Raw genomic sequence first — 22,597 nt, forward strand, 5'->3', positions numbered from 1 at the left:
GCTTCATCCTTCTCAGAGCTTCACGGCCGCCTCGCGGGCCCAAAGCCGCAAGGTGCGGCAGCTTTCGATAAACTTCGCCATGGCCCCCGACCCATCCAGGTCGATCAGCCCCTCGTCGGCATCCGGCGCGACGCCGGCTTTGGCGAGGAGCGGCATTGCCGCCGAGGTGAAGCCGATGAACTTGCAATGGGCGAAGGCATCCGCCACGAAATCGCGTGCCGCCGCCTCGCCTGCGAGACGTTCGGCGCCTTCTTCCGAAAGCAAGAGAACCACGGCATCGAAAAGCACGGACGGCCCGCCGTCGATCATGTGCTTTGCCGGAAGTGCGGTTCCATCGGCGGCCTCCACGCCGCCCACCTTCGGCGCGACCACTTCCAGGGTGGCCCCCTCCTTCTCCAACGCGGCTTTCAACTTCTTCAGCATCTTGCCGTCGCAGCCATTGCTGACCAGCACGCCGACCTTGCGGCCGGCAAAGCTCGGCGGGCCGTTCTGGATGATGCTGAGGGCGGGCGAGGCCGGAAGGTCATCGCGCGGGGTGATCGCCGCGTCCGCCGGCTCGGGCAGTTCCTTCATGCCCAGCTTGTCGGCGACTGTGGCGCCCAGCGCCTCGTCAATATTGAGCAGATGGGCCACCATGCGCTCGCGGATAAGCGGGTTGTCGCATTTGCTGAGCTCGAAGGTCAGCGCCATGGCGATATGCTTCTGCTCGATGGCCGTCTGGCTGTTGAAGAACTGCCGCGCTTGGCTGTAATGGTCGGCAAAGCTTTCCGGCCGCAGGCGGACCTTCGGCGCGTCGATCTCCTCGCGGAACGAGCGGAACCCGCGCGTGGGATTTTCCCGTGGCCCGGCCCCCCAAGAGTTCGGCTGGTAATTCGCCCGGCCGACCGGGTTGCGCATCGCCATGTGTCCGTCCTGCTGGAAGTGCGCGAACGGGCATTTCGGCGCATTGACCGGGATGTGCGTGAAGTTCGGACTGCCGAGCCGCTTCAGCTGGGTGTCGAGATAGGAGAAGTTGCGGCCCTGAAGCAGGGGATCGTTGGAAAAATCGATGCCGGGGGGCACGTTCTGCGTCATGAACGCGACCTGCTCGGTCTCTGCGAAGAAATTGTCCGGCATGCGGTCAAGCACCAGCCGGCCGACCGGAATGGGCTTCAGTATTTCCTCGGGAATGAGCTTGGTCGGGTCCAGCACGTCGAAGTCGAAGCTGTCGGCGAATGCCTGGTCGAACAATTGGACGCACAATTCCCATTCCGGGAAATTGCCCGATTGGATCGCATCCCAAAGGTCGCGGCGATGGAAATCCGGGTCCGCGCCGTTGATTTTGACCGCTTCGTTCCACACCACGGATTGCAGGCCGAGCTTCGGCTTCCAGATGAATTTGACGAAGGTGAATTCGTCTTGCGCATTCAGGAAGCGGAAGGTGTGGACGCCGAACCCCTCCATGAAGCGGAAGGAGCGCGGGATCGCGCGGTCCGACATGACCCACATGATCATGTGCATGGATTCTGGGGTCAACGAGATGAAGTCCCAGAAATTGTCATGGGCCGACTGGGCCTGAGGGAAGGCGCGATCCGGCTCGGCTTTCACCGAATGGATCAGGTCCGGAAACTTGATCGCATCCTGGATGAAGAACACCGGAATATTATTGCCGACGAGATCCCAATTGCCCTCCTGTGTATAGATCTTCACCGCAAAGCCGCGCACGTCGCGCGCGAGATCGGAGGAGCCCTTGGAGCCGGCGACGGTGGAAAACCGCACGAACGCCGGCGTCTTTTCGCCCGGGCGCTGGAACAGGTCGGCGCGGGTGTATTGGGCCAGGGATTCGTAGGTCTCGAAATAGCCGTGTGCGCCATACCCGCGCGCATGCACCACCCGCTCGGGAATCCGCTCGTGATCGAAATGGAAGATTTTCTCCCGGAAATGGAAGTCTTCGATCAGACTTGGGCCGCGCGCGCCGGCCTTCAGTGTGTTCTGATCATCGGCGACCGGGCCGCCTTGCGCGGTCGTGAGCGTCGGCGTATCGCCTTCCGCGATCTGGTGCAATTCTCCCCCATTGCCGCGCAGCAAGGTTTGGTCGTGGATTGCTGCGGCAACCCGCTCGTCGGAGGCTGCTTTCGTCGTTTTCCTGGCCATCTGGCGTGCTCCATCAAGCGTGGCTAAATCTTGTAAGCGTGTCTGGGGTCAGCGGGCCGGTGCTGCCCCGCCGATCAAGGTGACCGGACGATATGTGCGGCAACGCGCGGCAATACGTGGCGCCGCGCATCGCAGCGACGTTTTCCGTGATGACTCAAGTAACGATGTGAGAGTTGATCTGTTCCGATATTCAAACTTGGCAATAGAAATTTCGCCATTTTTAAATATTCATCGAGGCGACAAGACATTCGTGGAATTAGGGCTGCTGCCGCAGCCACTGGAATGAGGAGGCGCAAGGCCGTCCCATCAACGCCGGGGTCCTTTCCGGGTCCCGCTGCCTCGTTCGATGGTGAACAAAAGCGAGGCGGGCATTACGTTGGGGCGCCCAATTGCCGTGGTGCGAGGCTGAGCTTCGCATGGAGGCGCGGCCGCGAGAAATTCCGGCGGATCAGGAACCCCTCGCTCCGCCAGCGCGTTGCCTTCTCACGACGGACGTGCGGATCCCCCATCGCACCAGGACGCCGTAATAGCCCCATGTTCAAAGTCAGGAGACTCACCATGGACGCACAGGCACACATCTGGGAAACCCCCGTTCTGCTCGAAACCTCGGTTGGAATGGAAGTCACGAGCTACGAATCCGCCGAGATCGACCGCGACGAATAAGGTCGCACCGGGTGCGGATCCGGCTCTTGGGCACGGCCGCGGGCGGCGGCGTGCCGCAGTGGAATTGCCGCTGCGACGTGTGCGCCCGCGCCCGTGCCGGAGATGAGAGGGTCAGGGTCCGCACACAGTGCGGCTTTGCCGTAAGTGCAGATGGTGCGCGCTGGCTGCTGGTGAATGCCTCGCCGGACTTACGCCAGCAGATGCTCTCAACGCCCGATCTGGCGCCGCAGGGCGAAGGGCGTTCCTCGCCGGTGCAGGCGGTGATCCTTACCAACGGTGAAGTGGATCACGTCGCCGGTCTGTTGTCCCTGCGAGAGGGACAGAAATTCGCGCTTTATGCGACGGCGCAAACCCATGCCGTTCTTGACGACAATCCGATTTTCGATGCGCTCGCCCGGGATGTGGTGACTCGTATCGTTCTTTCCCCCGAGACTGAAGTTGAAATCTGCGGCCTTAAGGTCACCCCCCTCATGGTTGCCGGAAAGGAACCGCTCTATCTTGAGGGTCGCAGTGATGGGGAAGCAAGTACCATTGCGCTTCACCTGCGTCACGGTACGCGAACCTGCCTGATGGTTCCCAATTGCGCGGCCATCACGGACGCGTTGCGCAGCGCGTGCGAGGGCGTCGATATTCTGTTCTTCGACGGCACCACCTTTACCGATGACGAGATGATCCGCCTCGGGCTCTCCCGCAAGAGCGCGGGACGGATGGGGCATATCCCGATGACCGGTCCAAACGGCTCCCTGGGAGCCTTTGCCGGCCTGAATATCGGGCGGCGCATCTATGTACACATCAACAACAGCAATCGCGTCTTGATCGAAGGCAGCTCCGAGCATCAACAAGTGCGCGCTGCCGGCTGGGAGATTGCGCATGACGGCATGGAGATCGTGACGTGAACCGGCAGCAATTCGAAGCGGATCTGCGCGCGGTGGGGGCGGAGCGCTATCATCATCTCCACCCCTTTCACCGAAGGCTGCACGCCGGCGAATGCACCAAGGCGCAAGTGCAGGCCTGGGCCCTCAATCGCTATTTCTACCAATCCATGATCCCCATAAAGGATGCCGCCGTGCTCGGGCAGATGGACGACCCGGCCCTACGCCGCGAATGGCGCCGGCGCATCTGCGACCACGATGGAACGGATGAGGATCCGGGCGGCATTTCCCGATGGCTGGCCTTGACGGATGCGCTCGGCCTCGACCGGGACCTGGTGGTTTCCACCCGTGCCGTCCTGCCGATGACGCGCTTCGCGGTGGAAGCCTATGTCACCTTCTGCCGGACGCGCCCGCTCCTGGAGGCCATCGCTTCCTCCCTGACCGAATTGTTCTCTCCCGCGATCATCGAAGAGCGGGTGGCAGGCATGCTGCGCCATTATGATTTCGTCGACGGGCGCGCGCTGGCCTATTTCACGGCGCGCCCGCCCCAGGCAAGCCGCGATTCCGAATTCGCGCTGGATTACGTGCTGGAGCATGCCACCGACGAAGCGCAGCGGGCGGCAGCGCTCGCGGCCCTGCGTTTCAAGACCGACGTGCTGTGGGCGCAGCTCGATGCGCTGTGGCTGGCTTATGTGGAGGACCGGCCGCCGCCGGGAGCGTGGCAGCCATGAACATGAGCTTTGCCCCTGAGGCCCGCCCCCGTCTGCCGCGCGGCGTACGCCTGCGCAAGGATGCCCATCGCGGATGGCTGCTTCTGGCGCCGGAAACGGTGTTCGCGGCGAACGGCAGCGCGGCCGAGATCCTGGAGCTCTGCGATGGCGCGCGCACCTTCGCCGAGCTGGTGGATGTCCTTGCCAGCCGCCACGGGGCAGAGCGCGCCCGCATCATGTGCGAGGCGGGCCGGCTTCTCGGCGCGCTCCACCACAAACGGCTGTTGGACCTGTGAACGATATCGCTCCGCCCCTCGGGCTTCTCGCCGAGCTGACCCACCGCTGCCCGCTCGGCTGCCCTTATTGCTCGAACCCGCAAACGCTGACGCCAAAGGCGGCTGAGCTCGATACGCAAGCCTGGTGCCGGGTGCTGGGGGAAGCGGCGGACCTCGGCGTGGTGCATATCCACCTGTCGGGTGGAGAACCTGCGGCCCGTCCCGACCTCGTGACGCTGGTCGCCCAGTGCACGCGGCTCGGCCTTTATTCCAACCTCATCACCTCGGCGGTGGGCCTGACCGCGGCGCGTGTCGCGCAATTGTCCGAAGCCGGGCTCGACCATGTGCAGCTCTCGGTGCAGGCGGCGGATGCTGCGCGCGCGGACGCGATTGCCGGATATGACGGCGCCTTTGCCCGCAAACGCGAAATTGCCGCGCATGTGGTTGCGGCGGGCCTGCCGCTCACGGTCAATGTCGTGCTGCACCGGGCCAATCTCGACCAGTTGGAGGCGATGATCACATTGGCGGTGGAGATGGGCGCCCGGCGGGTGGAACTGGCGCACGCCCAATATTATGGCTGGGCACTTCTCAACCGCTCCGCGCTCCAGGCCGACGCCGGCGCGGCGCGCGACGCTATTGTTGCCGCCGAGGCGCTGCGGGAGCGGTTCGCCGGCGTCATCGCCGTCGATCATGTGCTGCCCGATTATCATGCCTCCTATCCCAAGGCATGCATGGGCGGCTGGGGCCGCCGGACCATGAACATCACGCCCTCCGGCAAGGCGCTGCCGTGCCATGCCGCCGAGACGCTGCCGGACATGGAATTCTGGTCGGTCGTCGACCATTCCCTGTCCGATATCTGGCGCGACGCGCCGGCCTTCAATGCCTTTCGTGGCACGTCATGGATGGAAGAGCCGTGCCGCTCCTGCCCGAGGCAAGAGGTGGACTTCGGGGGGTGCAGGTGCCAAGCGATGGCAATCGCTGGCCGCCCCCAGGCGACGGACCCCATCTGCCGGTATTCACCCGACCGGCCGAAAGTGGATGAAGCCATCGCCCGCGAGATCGGCGAGGAATTTCACGAATACCATTATCGGAGATGAGGCCGGTTTCGGCGGCGTCTTATCGCGGGTCTCCTGTTCACGGACCATCGGGCGTTTCGCTCTCGTCCAGGACAGTCTTGCGCACCACCCATCCAAGGGTGAGGCCTTGCACCAGAATGGTGAACAGAACCACGGCATAGGTGGCGGCGAGGAGTGGCGATCGGGCGGGCGTGCCGGTCAGCGATAGGGCGAGCGCCACCGAAATGCCGCCGCGCACGCCGCCCCAGGTGAGCACGGCCAGCGTGCCGCGCGCGAAGCTCTGCCAGCGGGCGAGCAGCGAGATGGAAACCGCCACGGAGATGAAGCGCGCCGCCACCACCAGGGGAACCGCGATCAGCCCCACCCAGACCAGCGCCGGGTCGAAGCCCACCACCAGCACCTCCAGCCCGATCAGCAGAAATAGCACCGCATTGAGGATGTCGTCCACCAGGGTCCAGAAGCCGAACACATAGCGCTTCGTGCGATCGCTCATCGCATGGGCGGCGCCATGATTGCCCATGAGAACGCCCGCCACCACCACCGAGATGGGCCCGCTCATGTGAAATGCGTCGGCCAGCGCATAGGTGGAGGTGACCAGCGCGAGCGAGATCATCACCTCGATCGAATAATTGTCGATCGCCCGCATCGCCCGATACGCGACGAAACCCGTGGCCAGGCCGAGCAGCGCCCCGCCGCCGGCTTCCAGCACGAGCAATTTCAGGATGTGGGAGGGGGCGGAGGCGCCTTCGCTGCCGGTGGCCATCTGGAGCGTGAGGGTGAACAGAACGACCGCGATGCCGTCGTTGAAAAGCGCTTCGCCGCCCATGTCGGTTTCGAGCTTTTCCGGAACATTCACAGAGCGCAGCGTCGAGAGCACGGCAACGGGATCGGTGGGTGCGATCAATGCGCCGAACACCAGCGACCAGGCAAAGCTGATCGGAGTGCCGAGCGCCTGGGTGCCGAGCCAGAGCCCAGTAGCAATGATCAGGGTGGAGAGTGCGACGCCGATCGTCGCGAGTGCGCCAACCACCAGGGCGCGCCGCCGCAACCGGCCGAAATCCACATGGAGCGCGCCTGCAAACAGCAGGAAGGCCAGCATGCCATGCATGACGGCTTCGTAGAAGTCGATCTGTTGCAGGTTCTTGGTCAGGGCCGCGTAGAGATGCGCTTGGGGAAACAGAAATTCGACGGCGATGAGCAAGAGCGACGCGCCGAGGCCCATCACCAACAGGCCGATCGTCTCCGGCAGCCGAAAAAGCTGATGGTTGAGCCACGCGAAGATGGCGGTCACCGTGAGAAGGCCGGCCAGGAGTTCGAATATGGAAAGCATGGGTTCCCCCGTCAAACCGGTACCGAGACAGGAGATCCTGCGCCCTTCGCTGTCGGATCCGCACATGCCAGGGGTCGAGAACTTCTCGCCGCCTGCAGCGGTCGGGTCGAAGTCCGGTCATGGATCGTTAGAATGGATCGAGACCCGTTCGCGCATCCTGAGGGACACGTGAACGGGTCTCGATCCGGATAAGCCACCTGCGATCCTGCGCCCTTGCAGCTCGGACGCCGGATAAGCGGGTGCGTCAGAGGCCGGCGGCGGCCGTGTTAGCGGTGACGCGCCACACGGTATTGCCCACGTCGTCGGCGATCAGCAATGCGCCGGTCTTGTCCATGGCGAGGCCGACCGGCCGCCCGTGCGCTTTGCCATCGGCGGTGAGGAAGCCGGTGACCACATCTTCGGCCTTGCCGCTGGGCTTCCCGCCGGAAAACGGAACGAAGACCACCTTGTAGCCGTGGAAAATCTGCCGGTTCCAACTTCCGTGTTCACCCACGAAGGCGCCGCCATGATACTTCTGTGGCAGGGCATCGGACGTATTGAAGGCGAGCCCGAGCGGCGCCACGTGGGAGCCGAGGGAATAATCGGGCATGATGGCCTTCTCCACCAGGTCCGGACGCTGGGGCTTGACGCGGGAATCGACGTGTTGGCCCCAATAGCTGTAGGGCCAGCCATAGAACGCGCCGTCCTTCACCGAGGTCAGATAGTCCGGCACCAGATCAGGCCCGAGTTCGTCGCGCTCGTTCACCACCGCCCAGAGGGCACCGGTTTGCGGTTCGAAGCTCAAGCCATTGGGATTGCGGAGGCCGCTCGCGAAAATGCGCCACTGGCCGGTGGCACGGTCCACCTCGAGAATATCGGCGCGGTTCTTCTCCGCCTCGATCCCGTTTTCCGTGATGTTGCTGTTGGAGCCGACGCCCACATAAAGGCGTGTGCCGTCAGCGCTGGCGACCAGGCTCTTGGTCCAGTGATGGTCGATGGGGCCGCCGGGCAATTGGGTCAGCACCGTGCCCGGGGCGGTGATCTTGGTTTCGCCCGTTGTGTAGGGATAGCGCACGATCGCGTCGGTATTGGCGACATAAAGATCGTTGCCGACCAGCGCGACCCCGAACGGGGAGTGCAGGTGGTCGAGGAAGACCGTCCGCGTGTCCGGCTTGCCGTCCCCATTGGTATCCCGCAGCAGGGTGATGCGATTGCTCTCCCCCGTGTCGCCGCCGGAGGTGACCCAGGATTCGACCCAGCCCATCACCAGATCCTTGGGCCGCTTGATCGGCTCGCTCCCCGGCGCCTTGGATTGCACGACGAGAATATCGCCGTTCGGCAGCACATAGAGCGAGCGGGGATGTTGAAGGCCGGTGGCCAGAGCTGAAACTTTCAGCCCCGCCGCCGCGGTGGGTGTCTCGCCCTCTTTCCAGCCGATCACCTCGGCGAGGTGCATGGTGGGAAGCAGGCCCCGTTGCGGCTCCGGAAGGGGAGGGTTCGGGCCGATCTGCGCCTGGGCGTCGGCATTTTCCTGTGCGTGCACCGCCCCCGTGAGGGCTACGGCGGACAGGAGCGCGAGACCCGCCCATGCGCCGTTGGGAATGAATTTTCTGGTCATTGGTAGGTTACTCCCAGGCGAGGGGGAAAGATGATCAGGGCCGCAAACCATGCCGTGACGAGCAGGGCGAGCACCGTCAGGCCCGACAGCACGACGCCGGTCGGCACGACGGAAGCCCAGGTGTCGCGCGAATGGATCAGCATGTTGAAGGTCGCGATCAGCAGCACGGCGAGGCTGCCCAGCGCGTAAGGCGTGATCCAAGGTCGCTGCCGCACGGACGGGCGCATGATCAGCTCGACCACCCCAGCGATGGCGAACAGCCACGCGAGGATCACGCCGGCGGTGATCATCCAGGCCGAAAAATCCGCCCATATCATCACGGCGGTGCGCCAATAGACGAGATCGGTGAGGAACGCGCCTGTGAAGCATGTCGCCAGGATGCAGGCGAGGAAGGGGTGGATGGGTGGGGAGGTGATGGGAAATGCGCGCGCATGGTCCATCGGCATGGAGGTAACGCCGGGCATAGAGGAAGCTCCTTATTGCCGCTTGTTGCGATCCTGCGAGGGCTGTTCGGTCGTGGGCGTGCGTGTGCGCCTGGGCGATCAGCGGCTTCGCTCGACCGGGAGAACCTGCCGTATCGTCTGTGCCCGTCGTGCTGGACGACCCTCGTGGAACCCAATCCGAGGGAGGGCGAAATGTTCATGCGCCACGGGTCACGTTATCTTGTGCACGCTTGGCCCGGTGGCGCCCGCGCGCCCCCGCCGGCCTCGAAAACTGACCCTGGCGGGAGCGGCACCATGGGAGCCCGGGCGCGCGGCATTCCGCATCCAGCGGCGCGGATCGCCGGGCTGGCGCCAAGAAATCGCTCCGTCCCCAAGAAGATGCGAAACCGTTGGCACGCCGCACTTGTTGTGTAACGGCAGCGAGGGAGAGCGGGATGGAGCGGACGCATTGGGGGCGACTGGCTGGGAATGTTCTGTTCTGGGCTGCGATTGCCGGAGCCGTCCTGTTGGTACCGGGGCAGAGGAATGGCCCGATGAGCCCAAAGGGTCGGGCGCGCGCCGCCGCCGACCGGAATGGCGAGAAGGCGATCCAGGCCATGATGCGCGAACCCGGCCGCGGGCGGGGGGCATCGTTCCCGACACAGATTCCGTTGCGGGGCTGGCGTGATATCGGTCTGCGGACGGTCAAGGCATTCTTCGCTGACCGAGTGCTCAGCGTGGCGGCCGGGGTGACGTTTTTCGCGCTGCTGGCGGTCTTCCCCTCGATCAGCGCCTTAATCTCGCTGTATGGCCTGGTGCTGGACCCCTCCGGTCTTCAGGAGCAGTTGGAAGCGGCGTCCTGGGTGCTCCCATCGGGTGCCATCGAGGTCATGCGGAACCAGGCGTTGCGGGTGATTTCGCAGGGATCGTCCACCCTGAGCCTTGGCTTCGCCTTCAGCCTTCTTATCGCGCTTTGGAGCGCTAACGCCGGCACCAAGGCGATGATCGAGGCGCTCAACGTCGCCTATCAGGAAGACGAGCGCAGATCGTTCATCACGCTCACGCTGCTTACCCTCGGCTTTACCTTTACGGCCATCGCCTTTGCCGGCATCGCGACGGCCACTGTGGTGGCGCTGCCCATGCTGCTGAAGGTGGTGTATCTCGAAACGGGAACCGAATGGCTGATTTCACTCCTGCGCTGGCCGGCACTCGCCGTCATCGTCGCGGGGGTCATCACCGTCATCTATCGGTACGGCCCCTGCCGGTCGCGGGCGCGCTGGAAGTGGGTGAGCCTCGGCAGTGTGGTCGCCGCCGTTCTCTGGCTGATCGTCTCGGCCGGCTTCTCCTGGTATGTCAGCCGCTTCGGCACCTACAACGAAACCTATGGATCCCTGGGCGCCGTCGTCGGCTTCATGACCTGGATGTGGCTCTCCATCAGCGTCATTCTGCTCGGCGCCGAGCTTAATGCCGAGATCGAGCATCAGACGGCGGTCGACACCACCACCGGCCCGCCCTTGCCCATGGGCGCCAGAGGCGCGCAGATGGCCGACACGCTTGGGGCCGCACAATAGCTGTCCGGCTCCCTTGGCGTGCCGCCCCGCGCCCCGATATCCGGCGCGCGGGGAGGGTGTGCGCGGCGCCCTTTGTCAGATGACTTCGCGGACCACGTCGGAGGCGAGCGTCAGGGCGATCCGCCCCCGGGCCGGCGTGCCGCGGGCCAGCGATTCCGCCAGATGCGCCGCCTGCTTCAGGGTGGTTTTGGGCGGCATCGGCGGCTCGTGGGGATCGACCACGGCCTCGATCAGCACCGGCCCGGGCATCGCCATCGCCTCCCGCAGCGTGTCGGCGCATGTGGCGGGATCTTCAATGCGGAAGGCTTTCATTCCGAAGCCCTTGGCGACGGTTGCAAAGTCGATCGGCTGGAGGTCGCAGACGTATTCCGGGTTGCCGAGAAAGACCATCTGCTCCCATTTGATCTGCCCAAGCGCATTGTTCTTGATGACGATAATCTTCACGTCCAGGCCATATTTCATGCAGGTGGCCAGTTCGCCCATCAGCATGGTCATTCCGCCATCGCCAATGAAGCAGACCACCTGCCGGTCGGGATAGGCCGTTGCGGCCGCGATCGCATACGGCAAGCCGCAGGCCATGCTCGCAAGATTGCCGGAGCAGGAGAATTTCATGTCCCCGCGCATTCTCAGATGGCGGGCCGCCCAGGTGGTGATCGTGCCGGAATCCGTCGCGACGATGACATCGTCGCGCAGCAGGGCATTGAGTTCATGGGCCACCACCTGCGGCTTCATGGGCATGTCCCGGCGGGTGCCGCGCTCCTGCATGAGCGCGTTCCAGTCGCGCATGCCGGCCTGAGCCTGTTCGAGGAAGCCGCGGTCCTCGCGATAATTCAGCCGCGGCAGCAAGGCGTCGATCACCTTGGCGGTGTCGCCCACCAGACCGGCCTCCACGGGATAGCGCAGCCCAATGCGCTGAGGGTCGAGGTCGATTTGAACCGCGCGCGCCTGGCCGGGCTTTGGATAATATTCGATATAGGGAAAGCTGCTGCCGGCGATCAGGAGCGTGTCGCAGTCTTCGAGGGCCTCCTGGGACGGCTTGGTTCCAAGCAGGCCGATGCCGCCCGTCGTATATGGGCTGTCGTCCGCGAGCGCGCCCTTGCCGAGCAGCGCTTTGATGATCGGCGCCCCGAGCCGTTCGGCCAGCGCTGCGAGTTGCGGGCCGGCGCCAAGGGCCCCCTGGCCGGCAAGAATCGCGGTTTTCTTTCCGCCATTGAGGAGGGAAGCCGCGCGGGCCAGTTGCTCCTCTCCGGGCAATTGGGCGGAGACCACCATCAGGTCGGATACGTGATCGGGGACGTTGCGCTCGGAGCGCAGCCCTTCGTCGACCGGTTGCGACTGCACGTCCACCGGGATCGTGACATGGGCGACACCCCGCGATGACAGCGCGGTGCGGCAGGCCAGCTCCACGGTATTCTGGACGTGGTTCGGCCCCATGACGCGGGCGTTATAGAGCGCGACGTCCATGAACAATTTATCGAGTTCCACGTCCTGCTGCGTGAACGTGTGCAGCAGGTCATGGAACTGGAGGCCGGTGATGGCGAGCACCGGCTGGTGATCGAGCTTGGCGTCGTAAAGACCGTTCAGCAGATGAATGCCGCCGGGCCCTGAGGTGGCGATACAGACGCCGAGCTTTCCGGTCCATTTGGCGTACGCGCAGGCGGCGAAGGCCGCGGCCTCTTCGTGCCGCACCTGAATGAACCGTATCTTGTCCTGGCGGACCCGCAGCGCCTCTATGATGCCGTTGATGCCATCGCCGGGAATGCCGAAAATCGTGTCCACCTTCCAGGCGATGAGGGTCTCGACGAGAATGTCGGCGGCGGTTGGCTTGGCCATGGAACTTCTCCGGAAGATAGGGGTCTGACGCCCGCAAATGCGCACTGCCACCGGCGTGCGCCTCACCGGCTCGCCGAACCAATTCCGCCCGCCGCGCATGCGTTCCATTCCTGCCGCAGCGGTACGCCCGTGCTTGTGACCGCACGCGCTTCGTGGCGGCGGCGCGGACGGGCCGCTTTGGAACCAAGCCGATAGCCGGGTGTTCCCGGAGAACGATCCGTCTCGTGGCGATCGGCGGCTGCCGGCGATCCACGCCCGCGCAAGAGGCGCGCAGACCCTCCGACGGGACCACGAACTCAAGGAGATCATCTTGCAGAGCAAGCTTCTTGCCGAGACCGCGGGCCAGCGCACGTTCGCGGTGGTGCTTGAGACCGGGGATGAGGTGATTGAATGCCTCTCCACCTTCGCCACGCACCAGCGCCTTTCGGCTGCGCAATTTTCCGCCATCGGTGCCTTTAGCGAAGCGGTCGTGAGCTATTTCGACTGGGACACGAAGAGCTACCTTCACAATCGCGTGGACGAGCAGGTGGAGGTCGCCGCGCTCACCGGCGACATTGCCCTCGGCCCCGATGGCAAACAGGCGATCCACATCCACGCCGTTCTCGGCCGGCGCGACGGCAGCGCCCGCGCCGGCCATCTCACCAAGGCACGGGTGCGACCCACGCTCGAGATCGTGGTGACCGAGCAGCCGGCCCATCTTCACAAGCGCTACGATCCTGAAACAGGACTGGCCCTGATCCGCCCGGAGGGCTGACTCATGATGTCTCAAATCCGCTCAAAGACCGCCCAGGTGGTGGTCGTCACCGGAGCGTCCGCAGGCGTCGGCCGGGCGACCGCGCGCCGCTTCGCGCGCGCCGGAACATCGGTCGCATTGATCGCGCGGGATGCCGCCTCGCTTGAGGAGGCGAGGGCCGAAATGGAGGCGAGCAGCGCGCGGGCCCTTGCGATTGCGGCGGATGTCGCCGACGCCGAAGCCATGCTCGCCGCCGCGCGCACGGTGGAGGAGAAGCTCGGACCCATAGACGTATGGGTCAACAATGCCATGACGACCGTCTTCGCCCCGGTCCGCGATATGACGGCGCAGGAATTCCGGCGCGTCACCGAGGTGACCTATCTCGGTTATGTCCATGGCACGATGGCGGCATTGGCCTGCATGCGGCCCCGCAATCGCGGGGTGATCATCCAGGTGGGCTCCTCGCTCGCCTATCGCGGCATTCCGCTCCAGTCTGCCTATTGCGGCGCGAAGCATGCCATTCGCGGATTTACGGATTCGCTGCGCGCCGAGCTGCTCCATGAGCACAGCGGCATCGCCTTGGTGATGGTTCAATTGCCCGCGGTCAATACGCCCCAGTTCGACTGGGCGCGCACCAGCCTCGGCCACGACCCGCGCCCGGTGCCGCCGGTCATCCAGCCTGAAGTCGCCGCGGAAGCCATTTTCTCAGGCGCGCGCCGGCCGCGGCGCGAATTGTGGGTGGGCTTCAGCACCGCGAAGGTGATCCTCGGCAGCATGGCTGTTCCGGGCTTCCTGGATCATTATCTGGCCTGGACCGGCTATACGGCCCAGGAAACCGGCCGACGCGTGCGGCCCGGTCGCCGCGATAATCTTGTCACCCCCGTCAGCGATCTGCATCGCACGCGGGGATCCTTCGGCGCCGAGGCGTCCGGTTCGGCCCCGGTGATTTCCGGCGAAACCGTCAGGCTTGGCCTCGCCGCAGTCGCCGTGGGTGTGATCGCCCTCGGCGGCTGGCTGGCGGCAGCCAACGGCCGTGCGGGCGCCGCTCGCCGCCGCAGATAGGGCGAGCCCATTCCCCCGGCGCTGTGCCCATGCGCCCGAAGCCATGCACCCGCGCCGACAGCGAGCAGGCGCGGGAGGCGGAAAATGACCCACTGCATGCCGTGAGGTCCGCAAGGACCATCATTTTTCCTTGGACCAGGCGGCCATGGCTGCAAGCGGACCATGGTCCTTCATGGCGACGAACCCGCTATGGCGTTCGCGGATATCGTTCAAATCCGCCGGCGACGAAATGTGCCGGCTTGCGTCGTCGAGCACGAGGTTGGCGTGTCGCTGGAGCGCGGCGACGCGGACGGGCTTTCGCTCCACGCTCACCACGGCCGTCAGCACGTCCAGGATCCGCATCAGAACCGCGGTGCTGCGCGTTCCGTTTTGCCGGATCATGTGGAACATCGCGTCCACAAGCCCATCATAGTCCGCGCTCGGAACGACGAGCACCGGCCGCTTCTCCGCGACGGTGACGCCCGTGGGCAGATACAAGGGTTCAAGATCGCAGAGCGCCGCGCCGAGGCGATCCACCACGCTGATCGCGGTGAGCGGGTCGTTGATGCCGGGCGACAAGGCGCGCACGGCGACCTCGACCAGCTGCCTGACGGCGAATTCAATGTCCGCCGAGCTGTCCCGCTGCGGCCCGAGCGCGGTGGCGTTGCGCACGGCTTCGCGCGCGCCCTCCACCTGCGGCCGCACGAACGCGATGGGCGCACCGGGAAAAACATAGTCGCCGGGCCGCACCAGCAACAATAGGCTCGCATGCTTCTCGTGCGCCCATTGCGCGAGGCCCTGCGCATCGAGTTGTTGAAGATAGCCGCGCCGGTCATCGGCAATTGGCGTTGCCGCATCCCAGAAGCTCAGGGGCGGCGGGCTGGGCTGCTCCTCCTCCACCGTCAGGCGTTGCAGTGCCCGCCGCACGTCGTCGCTGACCAGATCAATGACAGTGTCCACGTTGATGCGGCTTGCGATGTGATCAACGAAATAGATCAGCGTGCCCACGCACACGAATGCCAGGAAAATCGCGAACGTAAGCGACAGGTGAGGGACAAAGGCGCCTTCTTCTTCCGATCGCACCGCCCGCAGGACCATAAGCGAATAGGAGAAGGTGCCGAGGAAGGCGCCGAGGGTGAACTGGTTGCCGCGATCCTTGGTGAAGTTGCGCAGCAGCCTCGGCCCCATCTGGCCCGCCGCCAGGGAAAGCGCCGCGATGGTGATGGAAAACACCGTGCCGGCCACGCCGATGGTGGAAGAGGCGACCGCCCCAAGCAGCGTCCGCGCGCCGGTGCTTCCTCCGTTATAGAGCCACGCGCTCGCAAGCAGCCAATGGGGAACGCGGCCGCTGCCGTCCACATAGACCAGGACCAGGGCAAGAAGAATTCCCGCCAGAGTCAGCAGGCCGGGGAGAACCCAGAACGTCCCGCTCAAGACTTCAATCGCGCGTTTGAGGCGTGCTTTCACAATTCTGGCGTCCTTTGGCCCCCTGCCTAACTAGCCCCTGCGTCAGTAGGCATCAATGGCCGGCATCGAAAACGCAAGGGACGCCAATGCAAAGGACGCCAATGCAAGGGACGCCAACGCAAGGGACGCCAACGCAAGGGACGCCGACACAAGGGACGCGGGCGTTCATCCACGCCGGGACGGTGCGGCACGGGAAAGACGCGATGCACGCGCACGCCGCCGCGCGGGCGGCGCGCATTCACCGGCGCCCGCGATTTTCCACATTGAAGTGATGCTCGTGTCTGTGTGAGCCGACTTTTCATGTTAGAAAGCGGCAAGCGCGGCCGGTGGCGGCGCCCCAGGCTTGTCCCGGGCCGGCGTTCGCCCAGGGCGGCTTCTGCAAGGAGGAATGAGCGGGAGCGCTGCGACCCCCTTCGGGTCGCCATCGTCCATCGGGGCTCGAGGAGCCTCATCCACCTGACCCAAGCCAGGCGTGACGAGGCATTCAACGGTGACCCTGCTTCTTGTTGTCTTCATCCCCTTCCTCGGCGCCCTCATTCCGCCGCTGGTGATCCGCTCCGGGCGCAATGCCTGCGCCGCGGCGACCGGTGGCGTGACGCTGCTCGCCCTTGCCTTGCTCCTGTCCCATGCGCCGGCGGTGTTCTCGGGCGCAGTGCCCAAGGCGGGCGTGGCCTGGGTTCCGTCCCTCGGCCTTTCCTTGTCCGTGTTCGCGGACGGCCTCGGTTTCTTTTTCGCGGCCATGATCCTGGCCATCGGCCTGCTGGTGATCGTCTATGCGCGGTTCTATCTCTCGCGCGAGGATCCCATGGGCCGCTTCTTCGCCTATTTGCTGCTATTCCAGGGCGCGATGGTGGGCGTGGTGCTGTCCGACAACATCATCCTGCTCCTGGTCTTCTGGGAGCTGACCAGCCTCACCTCGTTCCTGCTCATCGGCTTCTGGACCAAGCGCGCCGATGCCCGGCAGGGCGCGCGCATGGCGCTGGTGGTGACCGGGGGAGGGGGGCTCGCGCTCATCGCGGGCCTGCTGCTGGTGGCGCAGGCGGCGGGCTCCTATCAGCTTTCGGAGATTCTTCTGCGGGGTGAGATGGTGCGCGCCTCGCCGCTCTATCTGCCGGCGCTGCTGCTGGTCCTGGTGGGTGCCTGCACCAAGTCCGCCCAGTTCCCGTTTCATTTCTGGCTGCCCCACGCCATGGCGGCGCCGACCCCGGTCTCCGCCTATCTGCATTCCGCCACCATGGTGAAGGCGGGCGTGTTCCTGCTGGCGCGGCTCTGGCCGGTGCTGGCGGGCACCGAGGCCTGGTTCCTCATCGTCGCGCCGGTGGGCCTCGCCACCATGCTGATCGGGGCCGTGATCGCCTTGTTCAAGAATGACCTGAAGGGGATGCTCGCCTATTCCACGGTGAGCCATCTCGGCCTGATGACCATGCTGCTGGGGTTCGGCACCCCCATGGCGGCGGTGGCGGCGGTGTTCCACATCATCAACCACGCCACCTTCAAGGCCGCGCTGTTCATGAGCGCGGGCATCGTCGACCATGAGGCGGGCACGCGCGACATCCGCCGCCTGGGCGGCCTCCTGGTCCTCATGCCGGTGACGGGCACGCTCGCATTGCTGGCGGCGGCCTCCATGGCCGGTGTACCGCTGTTCAACGGCTTCCTCTCCAAGGAGATGATGCTGGAGGAAGCGGCCCACACCTCCTATCTGGGGCTCGGCCTGCTGTTCCCCGTTCTGTCGACGGTGGCGGCGGTGTTCTCGGTGGCCTATTCGGCACGCTTCGCCATCGGCACTTTCCTCGGCCCGTCGCGGCACGATTATCCCCATGCGCCCCATGACCCGCCGCTCGGCATGTGGCTGCCGGTGGCCGTGCTGGTGGTGCCGGTGATCGCGATCGGCCTGTTTCCCGGTCCCGTGGCGGGGCCGCTGGTGGCGCTGACGGCCGGCGCGGTGATCGGCGGGCCGCTGCCGGATTATCACCTCGCCTTGTGGCACGGCCTCACGCCGGCCCTGCTCATGAGCCTTCTGGCCTTCGCGGGCGGCGCCGCGCTGATCCTGGCCTTCCGCCGCGCGGATGCGGTGCGCGCGCGCCTGCCGCGCCTCGAGGCAAAGGCTATGTTCGAGGTCGCGAGCGGCGCCCTCGTGGTGGCGTGCCGCCGGAGCGTGAGCGCCCTGCAGAATGGCGCGCTCTCGCGCTACATGGGGGTGACGGTGGTAACGCTCGTGGCGGTCGGCGGCTATGGCTTCTGGAGCGCGACGCACGAGGCCGGCGCGCGGCATCTGCTGCCGGTGACCGGGCCGGCCCTCACCGCCTTTCTCGCCCTCGTGCTGGCGAGCGGCGGGGTGCTTTTGTTCCACGGCGAGCGGCTGACCGCGCTGATCCTCACCGGCGTCGTGGGCGTGGTGGTGGCGCTCGCCTTCCTGCAATTCTCCGCGCCGGACCTGGCGCTGACGCAGATCTCGGTGGACGTGGTGACCACCATTTTGATGCTGCTGGCGCTGAACCTGCTGCCCAAGACGACGCCGCCCGAGGGGAGCCGCGCCGTGCGCTGGCGCGACGGCATCGTCGCGGGCCTCGCGGGCCTCGGCGCGGCGGGGCTCGCCTATGGCGTGATGACGCGCAACGGCACGTCGATTTCCGATTTCTACCTCGCCCAGGCCAAGCCGGGCGGGGGCGGCACAAATGTGGTGAACGTCATCCTGGTGGATTTCCGTGGCTACGACACGTTCGCCGAGATCATCGTGCTCGGCATCGCGGCACTCGCCATCTATGCGCTGCTGGATCCGACGCTGAAGGGCGCCGCCGTGCGCCGCATCAAGGCGATGTTGCCCCGGGACGAGTCCAAGGACGCCCATCCGCTCATCCTGGTGGTGGCGACCCGGGTGCTGCTGCCCTTGTCTCTGGTGGTGGGCGCCTACATCTTCCTGCGGGGTCATAATGCGCCCGGCGGCGGCTTCGTCGCCGGCCTCGTGGTCGCGATCGCCCTGATCATGCAGTACATCGCCTCCGGCTACGGCTGGGCGGCGGAGCGCATGAAGCTGGATTCGCAATCCATGATCGGCGCGGGCGTGGCCATCGCCGGGCTCACGGGGCTCGCCGCCTTCGCCTTCGGCCGGCCGTTCCTCACCTCCACGTTCGGGCACCTGCACTGGCCGGTGGTGGGGGACTTCGAACTGGCGTCGGCCATGGTTTTCGACCTCGGCGTGTTCCTCACCGTGGTGGGGGTGATGGTACTGTCGCTGGCGCAGCTCTCCCGTGTCGCGCACCGCGTCGATCCATCGCCGGAAAGCCATGAGCCGATGGATGTGCCGCTGGAAAGCGCCGCCTCCGCCGCCGCCGGCAGGGAGGACTGACCATGGAACTGCTGGTCGCCGCCGCCATAGGCATCCTCACGCTGGTGGGCATCTATCTGATCCTGCGTGCCCACACTTTTCCGGTGATCCTCGGCCTGACGTTCCTGTCCTATGCGGTGAACGTGTTTCTGTTCGCCATGGGGCGGCTCGTGGTCGACCGTCCCCCGATCATTTCTCCGGAGGCCGCGGGCTATACCGATCCGCTGCCGCAGGCCCTGGTGCTCACCGCCATCGTCATTTCCTTCGGCATGACGGCGCTGATCGTGGTGCTGGCCTTGCGCGGTTATCTGGAAACCGGCTCCGACCACAGCGCGCTGGAGGCCCCGCGCGGGTCCGACGGGGGCGGCGAGTCATGACCGCGCCGCTCGACCATCTGATGATCCTGCCGGTGATCGTGCCGGCCATGGCGGCCGCCTTCCTGGTGCTCCTGCTGCGCCATCACCTGCGCCGGCAGCGCATCGTCTCAATCACGGTCACGGTGCTTCTGGTGGGCCTTGCCGCCGTGCTGTTCGCGCAGGCGAGCGAGGGAACGGTCCACGCCTATCGGCTGGGCGACTGGCCGGCGCCCTTTGGCATCACCCTGGTTCTGGACCGCCTGTCCGCGACCTTGCTGCTGCTGACCTCGGTCCTCGCCTTGTGCGTCCTGGTGTATGCCGCCGGCGGCGTGGACGGGCGGGGACGGCACTTCCATCCCCTGTTCCAGTTTCAGCTCATGGGCATCAACGGCGCCTTCCTCACCGGCGACGTGTTCAACCTGTTCGTCTTTTTCGAGGTGATGCTGATCGCCTCCTACGGCCTCATGCTGCACGGCGGGGGCGCGGCGCGGCTCAAGGCCGGGTTTCAATATGTGGCGATCAACCTGCTCGCCTCGGTGGTCTTCCTGGTGGGCGTGGGGCTGATCTATGCCGTCACCGGTACCCTCAACATGGCCGACCTCGCCGTGAAGGTGCCGCAGGTGGCGGCGGGCGACGCAGCGCTGCTCAAGGCCGGCGCCCTGCTGCTGTTCCTGGTGTTCGCCACCAAGGCCGCCCTGGTGCCGCTGCACTGGTGGCTTCCCGCCACCTATGCCGGAACCTCGGCCCCGGCCGCCGCTCTGTTCATGATCATGACCAAGGTGGGCGCCTACGCCATCATTCGCGTCTACGGCCTCATCTTCGGTGCTGGCGCCGGGCCGCTGGCGCTGGCGGCGGCGCCGCTCGTGGTGCCGGCGGCCCTCGTGACGCTGGTGGTCGGCGCCATCGGCCTCGTGGGAAGCCGCACCTTGCGTGATCTCGCGGCTTTCGCGGTCATTGCCTCGATGGGCACGCTGCTGGTTGCCATCGGCCTGTTTGACGCCGCGGGCCTTTCGGCCGGGCTCTATTATCTCGTTCACTCCACCCTTGCCGGCGCGGCGCTCTTCCTGATCGCCGGGCTGGTGCAGGAGCAGCGCGGCGCGGCGCGCGACCGGCTGGTGCCGGCGCCCGCAATGACCGGCGAAACGCTGGTGGGCGGCCTGTTCTTTCTCGCGGCGATCGGCCTCGTGGGGCTGCCGCCGCTGTCCGGCTTCCTCGGCAAGGTGATGATCCTGAAGGCCGCGCAGGCCAGTGCCGCGTGGCCCTGGATCTGGGCGCTCATCCTGGGCGCGAGCCTCGCCATGACCTTCGGCTTCGCGCGGGCGGGCTCGGTGCTGTTCTGGGCGAGCGGTCCCGCTTCCGAGACGAAGCCGCTGCCCGTCCTGCCGCTGGTCGCGATCGTCGGCCTGCTGGCCCTCACCCTCGCCTGGACGGTGACGGCCGGCCCCGCGAGCGATGCGCTCGGGCTGACCGCGCGCCAGGCGCTCGACCGCTCCGCTTACATCGGCGCGGTCCTGGGGCCGGATGCGCGCCTTGCGGCAGGAGACTGAGATGCGCGCGCGCCTTCTCCCCCATCCCTTGCTCACCCTGCTAATCGCTTTTGTGTTCGTGCTCCTCATGAACGAGGCGACGCCGGGCGTGGTGGTGATGGGGCTGATCCTCGGCCTCGTCATCCCCCTTCTCACCGCCCCCTTCTGGCCCGGCCGGCCACGGCTGAAGGCGCCGCTCACCATCGCCGCATACGCGCTCCTGGTGATGTGGGACATCGTCGTCTCCAACATCGAGGTGGCGCGGCTGATCCTGTTCCGGCGGAACGAGAGCCTGCGCACGCGCTACGTCTGCGTGCCGCTCGACCTGCACACCCCCGAAGCCATCGCCATGCTCGCCGGCACCATCACCATGACGCCGGGCACCGTGAGCGCGGATATTTCCGCCGACGGCAAGGCGCTGCTGGTGCATTGCCTCGATACCGGGACTCCCGAGGCGACGGTCGCCGCCATCAAGGCGCGCTACGAAAGCCGGCTGAAGAGGATATTCGAATGATCGCCGCCGCCATCGCCATCGCAGGAGGCGCCATCTGCCTCGCCATCGCGCTCACGCTGTACCGCCTCGCCGTTGGGCCGGATGCCACCGACCGGGTGCTGGCGCTCGACACTTTGGTGATCGAGACCATCGCCCTCATCGTGCTGGGCGGCATCGCCTATGGCACGGCCATGTATTTCGAGGCGGCTTTGCTGTTCGCCATGGTGGGCTTCGTCACCACCGTCGCGTTCTGCAAATTCCTCCTGCGCGGCAACGTGATCGAATAGGAGCGGCCCATGCATTCCTTCCTCGAGGCCCTGGTCGCGGCGCTGATCCTGATCGGCGCCTTCTTCCTGCTGGTGGGCGCGCTCGGCCTCGCGCGCCTGCCGGACATGATGCGGCGCCTGCACGGGCCGACCAAGGCGACCACGCTCGGCATCGGCGCGCTGTTGATCGCCTCGATGGTCCATTTCACGATGCTGCGCGGCGACGTCTCCCTTCACGAGCTGCTCATCACCCTGTTTCTCTTCCTGACCGCGCCGGTGAGCGCGCACATGCTGGCCAAGGCGCACATCCTGCGCGCGCAGGCGGAGCGCGGCCAGCTTCCCGCGACCGGCACCGCGACCGGATGGGCAACCCTCGACAGCGGGCATTCCGAGGGGAAGTGATCGTCGCGGCCAGGATGCGGGGGGAAGAGCGCGCGGCGGACCCTCCGGCCCCGCGCTCAGGCGGCTGTCGCGGCCTCGGTCTCGGCGGCTTCGTTCCCGTCAGGCTTGGTCCCGGCGGGTTTGGCCAGGTCGAAATTGGCATCGCCCCAGGCTTTCAGCGCCATGATCACCGGCTCGAGGCTGCGCCCGCGGGGGGACAGGCAATATTCCACCTTCGGCGGCACCACGGGAAACACCGTGCGCGTGATCAGGTGTTCCGCCTCAAGCTCGCGCAGCTGGTTGGTGAGCATGCGCTGGGTTACGTTCGGCAGGCGGCGGCGCAATTCATTGAAGCGCAATGTGCCTTCGAACAGGTGATAGAGGATCACCCCCTTCCATTTGCCGTCGATCAGGCTGAGGGTGGCTTCCACCGCGCAGCCGGGGCTGCAATCCAGGCTCTTGTGGCGCACCCGGGGCATGTCACGGTATCCTTTTTGATACTATGTGCGATTTATGTGCGTTCTTGC

The 22,597-nt window shown here is 65.8% G+C and carries 21 protein-coding genes; 14 read left to right on the forward strand and 7 right to left on the reverse strand.

Going from position 1 to position 22,597, the window contains the following annotated elements:
• Window positions 1-12: 12 nt before the first annotated feature.
• Complete coding sequence (gene katE, locus V5F78_RS03690; protein WP_394066457.1) at window positions 13-2,133, reverse strand: catalase; 2,121 nt, start codon at window positions 2,131-2,133, stop codon at window positions 13-15.
• A 558-nt stretch (window positions 2,134-2,691) separates the two neighbouring features.
• On the opposite strand from katE, the gene pqqA reads away from it, so the two are divergent.
• The 5 genes from pqqA to pqqE are packed head-to-tail and all read left to right on the forward strand — an operon-like array spanning window position 2,692 to window position 5,750.
• Window positions 2,692-2,796, forward strand: a complete 105-nt coding sequence (gene pqqA, locus V5F78_RS03695; RefSeq protein ID WP_394066455.1) for a pyrroloquinoline quinone precursor peptide PqqA — start codon at window positions 2,692-2,694, stop codon at window positions 2,794-2,796.
• Window positions 2,797-2,807: 11 nt separating this feature from the next.
• On the forward strand, window positions 2,808-3,692 hold the full coding sequence (pqqB, locus tag V5F78_RS03700; RefSeq protein ID WP_394066453.1) for a pyrroloquinoline quinone biosynthesis protein PqqB: 885 nt from the start codon (window positions 2,808-2,810) through the stop codon (window positions 3,690-3,692).
• Entirely contained in the window at window positions 3,689-4,399 is a 711-nt protein-coding gene (gene pqqC, locus V5F78_RS03705; RefSeq protein WP_394066451.1) for a pyrroloquinoline-quinone synthase PqqC, read from the forward strand. Before pqqB ends, pqqC begins: the two co-directional genes overlap by 4 nt.
• Window positions 4,396-4,674 carry a pyrroloquinoline quinone biosynthesis peptide chaperone PqqD gene (gene pqqD / locus V5F78_RS03710; protein ID WP_394066449.1) on the forward strand — a complete coding sequence of 93 codons (279 nt, stop codon included), beginning with the start codon at window positions 4,396-4,398 and terminating at the stop codon, window positions 4,672-4,674. The genes pqqC and pqqD overlap by 4 nt, the downstream gene beginning before the upstream one ends.
• Window positions 4,617-5,750: a pyrroloquinoline quinone biosynthesis protein PqqE gene (gene pqqE / locus V5F78_RS03715; protein ID WP_394066447.1), complete on the forward strand. Its 1,134-nt coding sequence runs from the start codon at window positions 4,617-4,619 to the stop codon at window positions 5,748-5,750. The genes pqqD and pqqE overlap by 58 nt, the downstream gene beginning before the upstream one ends.
• A gap of 37 nt (window positions 5,751-5,787) precedes the next feature.
• Here pqqE and V5F78_RS03720 read toward each other — a convergent pair whose 3' ends face one another.
• The 3 genes from V5F78_RS03720 to V5F78_RS03730 form a co-directional block, all read right to left on the reverse strand.
• Window positions 5,788-7,059, reverse strand: coding sequence for a cation:proton antiporter (locus tag V5F78_RS03720; protein WP_394066445.1), 1,272 nt, complete (start codon window positions 7,057-7,059; stop codon window positions 5,788-5,790).
• Window positions 7,060-7,303: 244 nt separating this feature from the next.
• The gene (locus V5F78_RS03725) at window positions 7,304-8,656 is read right to left on the reverse strand and encodes a PQQ-dependent sugar dehydrogenase (protein ID WP_394066443.1); all 1,353 of its coding nucleotides are present in this window, start codon (window positions 8,654-8,656) and stop codon (window positions 7,304-7,306) included.
• Window positions 8,653-9,120, reverse strand: a complete 468-nt coding sequence (locus V5F78_RS03730; protein WP_394066441.1) for a DUF2231 domain-containing protein — start codon at window positions 9,118-9,120, stop codon at window positions 8,653-8,655. The genes V5F78_RS03725 and V5F78_RS03730 overlap by 4 nt, the downstream gene beginning before the upstream one ends.
• Before the next feature lie 413 nt (window positions 9,121-9,533).
• Between V5F78_RS03730 and V5F78_RS03735 the strand changes: the two genes are divergently transcribed.
• Complete coding sequence (locus V5F78_RS03735; RefSeq protein ID WP_394066439.1) at window positions 9,534-10,649, forward strand: YihY/virulence factor BrkB family protein; 1,116 nt, start codon at window positions 9,534-9,536, stop codon at window positions 10,647-10,649.
• Window positions 10,650-10,724: 75 nt separating this feature from the next.
• Here the strand turns inward: V5F78_RS03735 and V5F78_RS03740 are convergent, their stop codons facing one another.
• Window positions 10,725-12,482, reverse strand: a complete 1,758-nt coding sequence (locus V5F78_RS03740; protein ID WP_394066437.1) for a thiamine pyrophosphate-dependent enzyme — start codon at window positions 12,480-12,482, stop codon at window positions 10,725-10,727.
• A 310-nt stretch (window positions 12,483-12,792) separates the two neighbouring features.
• Here V5F78_RS03740 and V5F78_RS03745 point away from each other — a divergent pair, with 310 nt between their 5' ends.
• Complete coding sequence (locus V5F78_RS03745) at window positions 12,793-13,236, forward strand: PPC domain-containing DNA-binding protein (RefSeq protein WP_394066435.1); 444 nt, start codon at window positions 12,793-12,795, stop codon at window positions 13,234-13,236.
• 6 nt (window positions 13,237-13,242) lie between these two features.
• Window positions 13,243-14,277, forward strand: coding sequence for an SDR family oxidoreductase (locus tag V5F78_RS03750; protein WP_394066880.1), 1,035 nt, complete (start codon window positions 13,243-13,245; stop codon window positions 14,275-14,277).
• A gap of 120 nt (window positions 14,278-14,397) precedes the next feature.
• Here V5F78_RS03750 and V5F78_RS03755 read toward each other — a convergent pair whose 3' ends face one another.
• A complete protein-coding gene (locus V5F78_RS03755; RefSeq protein ID WP_394066433.1) occupies window positions 14,398-15,690 on the reverse strand; it encodes a DUF2254 domain-containing protein in 1,293 nt (430 codons plus the stop codon).
• A 523-nt stretch (window positions 15,691-16,213) separates the two neighbouring features.
• Here V5F78_RS03755 and V5F78_RS03760 point away from each other — a divergent pair.
• From V5F78_RS03760 to V5F78_RS03785, 6 genes are read left to right on the forward strand one after another with little or no spacing between them, the layout of a single operon-like run.
• Window positions 16,214-19,069: a monovalent cation/H+ antiporter subunit A gene (locus tag V5F78_RS03760; RefSeq protein WP_394066431.1), complete on the forward strand. Its 2,856-nt coding sequence runs from the start codon at window positions 16,214-16,216 to the stop codon at window positions 19,067-19,069.
• A gap of 2 nt (window positions 19,070-19,071) precedes the next feature.
• Window positions 19,072-19,425 carry a Na+/H+ antiporter subunit C gene (locus V5F78_RS03765; RefSeq protein ID WP_394066429.1) on the forward strand — a complete coding sequence of 118 codons (354 nt, stop codon included), beginning with the start codon at window positions 19,072-19,074 and terminating at the stop codon, window positions 19,423-19,425.
• Complete coding sequence (locus V5F78_RS03770) at window positions 19,422-20,951, forward strand: monovalent cation/H+ antiporter subunit D (protein WP_394066427.1); 1,530 nt, start codon at window positions 19,422-19,424, stop codon at window positions 20,949-20,951. Before V5F78_RS03765 ends, V5F78_RS03770 begins: the two co-directional genes overlap by 4 nt.
• Before the next feature lies 1 nt (window position 20,952).
• Complete coding sequence (locus V5F78_RS03775) at window positions 20,953-21,444, forward strand: Na+/H+ antiporter subunit E (RefSeq protein WP_394066425.1); 492 nt, start codon at window positions 20,953-20,955, stop codon at window positions 21,442-21,444.
• The gene (locus tag V5F78_RS03780) at window positions 21,441-21,710 is read left to right on the forward strand and encodes a K+/H+ antiporter subunit F (RefSeq protein ID WP_394066424.1); all 270 of its coding nucleotides are present in this window, start codon (window positions 21,441-21,443) and stop codon (window positions 21,708-21,710) included. The genes V5F78_RS03775 and V5F78_RS03780 overlap by 4 nt, the downstream gene beginning before the upstream one ends.
• A gap of 9 nt (window positions 21,711-21,719) precedes the next feature.
• On the forward strand, window positions 21,720-22,091 hold the full coding sequence (locus V5F78_RS03785) for a Na+/H+ antiporter subunit G (protein ID WP_394066422.1): 372 nt from the start codon (window positions 21,720-21,722) through the stop codon (window positions 22,089-22,091).
• A gap of 56 nt (window positions 22,092-22,147) precedes the next feature.
• Here the strand turns inward: V5F78_RS03785 and V5F78_RS03790 are convergent, their stop codons facing one another.
• Window positions 22,148-22,549 carry a winged helix-turn-helix transcriptional regulator gene (locus V5F78_RS03790; protein WP_394066420.1) on the reverse strand — a complete coding sequence of 134 codons (402 nt, stop codon included), beginning with the start codon at window positions 22,547-22,549 and terminating at the stop codon, window positions 22,148-22,150.
• Between the last annotated feature and the right edge of the window lie 48 nt (window positions 22,550-22,597).

The sequence above is a fragment of the Roseixanthobacter glucoisosaccharinicivorans genome, assembly GCF_043195095.2.
Lineage (GTDB): Bacteria > Pseudomonadota > Alphaproteobacteria > Rhizobiales > Xanthobacteraceae > NCEH01.